The organism is Nonomuraea deserti, from assembly GCF_004348685.1.
GTDB lineage: Bacteria > Actinomycetota > Actinomycetes > Streptosporangiales > Streptosporangiaceae > Nonomuraea > Nonomuraea deserti.
This window is the reverse complement of the sequence record NZ_SMKO01000353.1, coordinates 1-3,843: the sequence shown is the minus strand read 5'-3', so window position 1 is coordinate 3,843 and position 3,843 is coordinate 1. Positions and strand designations below refer to the sequence as shown.

The window sequence follows — 3,843 nt, the reverse complement described above, 5'->3', positions numbered from 1 at the left end:
CGCGACAGCAGCGCCGCCAGGGAGTCCAGCGCCTCCTCCGCCCCGGGCCCCTCAGCTTCGAGCGTGACCTCCGAGCCGCGCACCGCGCCCAGCGACAGGCAGCGCCGGCGGCCCCGCCATCCGGATCATCGGGCCCGCCGCCCGGCCCTGGCTGACGCCGAGGCCGGCGAGCCGCCCGGCGGCAACCGCCCCCGGGCCGCCGTCAGGGCTCATGGCCTCCGGCCGACCGGCAAGGAAGTCCGGGCCGGGCAGGTCGGGACCGGGCAGTCCAGGGCCGGATAGGTCAGGGCCGGACGGGTCACGCATCGAGGGCCTCTTCCGCGTCCAGGTCGCGCGACAGCAGCGCCGCCAGGGAGTCCAGCGCCTCCTCCGCCCCGGGCCCCTCAGCTTCGAGCGTGACCTCCGAGCCGCGCACCGCGCCCAGCGACAGCACCCCCAGCATGCTCTTGGCCGGCACGGACTTCTCACCCAGCCGGACCGTCACCGGCACCCCCAGCTTCGCCGCCGCCTGGACGAACAGCTTGGCGGGACGGGCGTGCAGGCCGCTGGCCGAGGCCACGGCCACCGTTCGTTGTGCCATGAGAAGCCTCCCAGGCTCCATCTTCGATCTTGAATGCTCGATCTACGGGCTTTCTTCAGCGCTCGTTCGTCAGGGCTCGACTACCGGTGCTCGTTCTTCAGCGCTCGTTCTTCAGCGCTCGTTCTTCAGCGCTCGTTCTTCAGCGCTCGATCGTCAGCGCTCGATCGTCAGCGCTCGATCGTCAGCGCTCGATCGTCAGCGCTCGTTCTTCAGGGCTCGATGGTGACCTTGATGGCCGCGCCCCTGCTGACGAGATCGATCCCGTCGAGCACCTGGGGCAGCGGCAGCCGATGGGTGATGAGGTCGGACACCACCACGGCGCCGTCGGCGACCAGCCGCAGCGCCTCGGCGTTGTGCGCGGGGCTGGAGCCGTTCGCGCCGACGATCGTCAGCTCGCGGTAGTGCACCAGGTTGGAGTCGAGCGCGATGACGGGGTCGTCCTTGGGCAGGCCGCCGAAGAAGCTGATCCGGCCCTGCCTGGCCGCCATCCGCACGGCCTGCTCCTGCGCCGCGCCCGACGCCGCCGCCGTGATCACGACGTCGGCGCCCCTGCCGCCGGTCAGCTTGAGCACCTGCTCGGCCGGGTCGGCGTCGATGACCGCGTCGGGGCGTACGAGCTCGGCCGCCATCGCCAGGCGTTCGGCGTTGACGTCCACGAGGAAGACCCGGGAGGCGCCGCGCGCCCGCGCCAGGCGCACGTGCAGGCAGCCGATCGGGCCCGCGCCCATCACGACCACGTCGTCGCCCGCGCCGACGCGCGCCAGCGACTGGCCGTTCAGCACGCACGCCAGCGGCTCGGCCACCGACGCCTCGGCGAAGCCGACGCCGGACGGGATGGCGTTGACGCCGTCCACGGCCAGCACCTTGGCGGGGATGATCATGTACTCGGCGAAGCCGCCGTCGTAGTGGTAGCCCATCGACTCCTGGTTCGGGCAGACCGTCTGGCGGCCGCGCACGCACTCCTGGCACGTGCCGCACGGGATGGCGGCGATCACCTGCACCCGCGCGCCGGTGCCGACGACCTCGCCGGCGATCTCGTGGCCCATGACGCGCGGCGGCCTGATGTGGTGGTGGCCGAACTTGAAGATCTTGTTGTCCGTCCCGCACGTCGAGCAGTTGCGTACGCGGATCTTCAGCTCGCCGGGCCCCGCCTCGGGCTCGGGCGCGTCCTCGATCCTGATGTCGCCGGGGGCGTGGAATCTGGCGACCTTCATGTGAGCTCCTTCATCACCTGTGAGACCTCCGTGGCCTCGCGCAGCGTCCTCGCGCGGTCGGGGTCGAGCAGGATCTCGGCCAGTTGCGACAGCAACTGCACGTGCCCGTCGTCCTTGGCGGCGATGCCGACGCACAGGGTGACCTGCTCGCCGGCCCAGTCGACGCCTGCCGGGAAGCGGACCACGCAGATCGCGTCGCGCTGGACGTCCTCCTTGGAGGCGTTCGTCCCGTGCGGGATGGCCACTCCCTCGCCGACGTAGGTGGAGATCGACTGCTCGCGTTGGAGCATCGCCTCGATGTACGGCTCCGCGACCGCGCCCACGTCGGCCAGCGCCCGCCCGCACCGGCGGATGGCCGCCTCGCGGTCGGGGGCGCTCTCGTGCAGCAGCACCGCCCGCGGGTCGAGCAGGTCGTCACGCATCGACGGTGCCGCCGTTCTTGATGGTGTTCACCAGCTTGGTCACCGCCGGGTCGCCGAGGAAGATCTGGAACGACACCAGAGGTTTCCCGGGGGCGGAGGCCTTGGCCCTGGCGGCGAGCCCCGCGTGGCACACGACGACGTCGGCGTCGTCGGGGATGGAGTTGACCGGGGTGTGCTCGACGGTGACGCCGCTGTCCTTGAGCTGCTTGCGCAGCTGCGAGGCGAGCATCACGCTGCTGCCCATCCCGGCGTCGCAGGCGACGATGAGCTTCTTGATGTCCTTGCTGTCGATGCTGGGCATGGTTCAGGCCTCCTTGGTGGCCGGCTCGGTGGCCGGCTCGGTGGCGGGCTCGGTGGCGGGCTCAGTGGTGAGCTTGGTGGTGGACTCGGTGGCGGGCTCGGTGGCGGGCCCGGTGGCGGGCTCGGTGCCCTCGGTGGATTCCGCGGACCCGGTGGACCCGGTGGACCCGGTGGACTCGGTGGGGTCCGCGGAGCCGTCCTGCTCCGCCTTCTCGCCGCGGCCGAAGCCCAGCAGGACGGCGGCGACGGCGAACGACACGGCCGCGGCCACGAGGATCCCAAGGCTGGACCCGAGCCAGCCGCCCCTCGGTGTGACCGCGAGATACGCGAAGATGCTGCCGGGCGACGGCGAGGCGACCAGCCCGGCGCCGGTGGCGATGAACGTGAACACGCCGGCCGCGCCGCCCGCGATGACGGCCAGGATGAGGCGCGGCTTCATGAGCACGTACGGGAAGTAGATCTCGTGGATGCCGCCGAAGAACTGGATGAGCATCGCGGCGGGGGTGCTGGGCCGCAGCGGGCGCGGGCCGAACAGCAGGAACGCCAGCAGCAGGCCGAGCCCGGGGCCGGGGTTCGACTCGAGCATGAACAGGATCGACTTGCCGGTCTGGGCGGCCTCGGCGATGCCGAGCGGGGTGAGCACGCCGTGGTTGATGGCGTTGTTGAGGAACAGCACCTTGGCCGGCTCGATCAGCACCGAGGCGACGGGGAGCAGGTTGTTGCTGATCAGCCAGCCCACGGCGTTGCCCGCGGCCGTGGTGGCGGCCTCCACGATCGGGCCGATGCCGAGCATGCCGATGACGGCCATCACGCCGCCCACGATGCCGGCGGAGAAGTTGTCCACCAGCATCTCGAAGCCGGCCTTGGTCCGCTGCTCCGTGAACTTGTCCACATATTTCAGGATCAAGGCGGTGAGCGGGCCGATGATCATGGCGCCCAGGAACATCGGGGACTCGGTGCCCACCACGACGCCCATGACCGCCACCGCGCCGACGACGGCGCCGCGCTGCCCGTGCACCATCCGGCCGCCGGTGTAAGCGATGAGGACCGGCAGCAGGGTCCCGATGATCGGGCCGACCATCTTCGCGAGCGTCTCGTTGGGCAGCCAGCCGGTCGGGATGAACAGCGCCGTGATCAGGCCCCAGGCGATGAACGCTCCGATGTTCGGCATGATCATGCCGGCCAGGTGGCCGCCGATGCGCTGGATGGTGGCCTTGACACCGGTTCCGGTGACCGGGGGTGTGTAACTTTCGGCCATGGGACTTGCTCCTTCGGGGATGAGCAGTGATCAGCCGCTTCGCTGGGTCAGGGGAGTGCGGGTGCGGGC

General features: G+C 71.1%; 6 protein-coding genes. 1 reads left to right on the top strand and 5 read right to left on the bottom strand.

Annotated features, from left to right (window positions below):
* Positions 1–282 (top strand): hypothetical protein (locus E1292_RS56280; RefSeq protein WP_439331965.1); only part of this gene is annotated, 282 nt, incomplete at its 5' end.
* 16 nt (positions 283–298) lie between these two features.
* Here E1292_RS56280 and E1292_RS49710 read toward each other — a convergent pair.
* The 5 genes from E1292_RS49710 to mtlA form a co-directional block, all read right to left on the bottom strand.
* Entirely contained in the window at positions 299–580 is a 282-nt protein-coding gene (locus E1292_RS49710) for an HPr family phosphocarrier protein (protein WP_132518581.1), read from the bottom strand.
* 209 nt (positions 581–789) lie between these two features.
* Positions 790–1,794 carry a zinc-dependent dehydrogenase gene (locus E1292_RS49705; protein WP_132606770.1) on the bottom strand — a complete coding sequence of 335 codons (1,005 nt, stop codon included), beginning with the start codon at positions 1,792–1,794 and terminating at the stop codon, positions 790–792.
* The gene (locus E1292_RS49700; protein ID WP_132606769.1) at positions 1,791–2,216 is read right to left on the bottom strand and encodes a PTS mannitol transporter subunit IIA; all 426 of its coding nucleotides are present in this window, start codon (positions 2,214–2,216) and stop codon (positions 1,791–1,793) included. Before E1292_RS49700 ends, E1292_RS49705 begins: the two co-directional genes overlap by 4 nt.
* The gene (locus tag E1292_RS49695; protein WP_132606768.1) at positions 2,209–2,517 is read right to left on the bottom strand and encodes a PTS lactose transporter subunit IIB; all 309 of its coding nucleotides are present in this window, start codon (positions 2,515–2,517) and stop codon (positions 2,209–2,211) included. Before E1292_RS49695 ends, E1292_RS49700 begins: the two co-directional genes overlap by 8 nt.
* A 3-nt stretch (positions 2,518–2,520) precedes the next feature.
* Positions 2,521–3,774, bottom strand: a complete 1,254-nt coding sequence (gene mtlA, locus E1292_RS49690; protein WP_132606767.1) for a mannitol-specific PTS transporter subunit IIC — start codon at positions 3,772–3,774, stop codon at positions 2,521–2,523.
* Between the last annotated feature and the right edge of the window lie 69 nt (positions 3,775–3,843).

Coding starts and splice junctions, on each gene's coding strand:
- E1292_RS49705 (WP_132606770.1), bottom strand. CDS start 1,794: ATGAAGGTCGCCAGATTCCACGCCCCCGGCGACATCAGGATCGAGGAC.
- E1292_RS49700 (WP_132606769.1), bottom strand. CDS start 2,216: ATGCGTGACGACCTGCTCGACCCGCGGGCGGTGCTGCTGCACGAGAGC.
- E1292_RS49710 (WP_132518581.1), bottom strand. CDS start 580: ATGGCACAACGAACGGTGGCCGTGGCCTCGGCCAGCGGCCTGCACGCC.
- E1292_RS49695 (WP_132606768.1), bottom strand. CDS start 2,517: ATGCCCAGCATCGACAGCAAGGACATCAAGAAGCTCATCGTCGCCTGC.
- mtlA (WP_132606767.1), bottom strand. CDS start 3,774: ATGGCCGAAAGTTACACACCCCCGGTCACCGGAACCGGTGTCAAGGCC.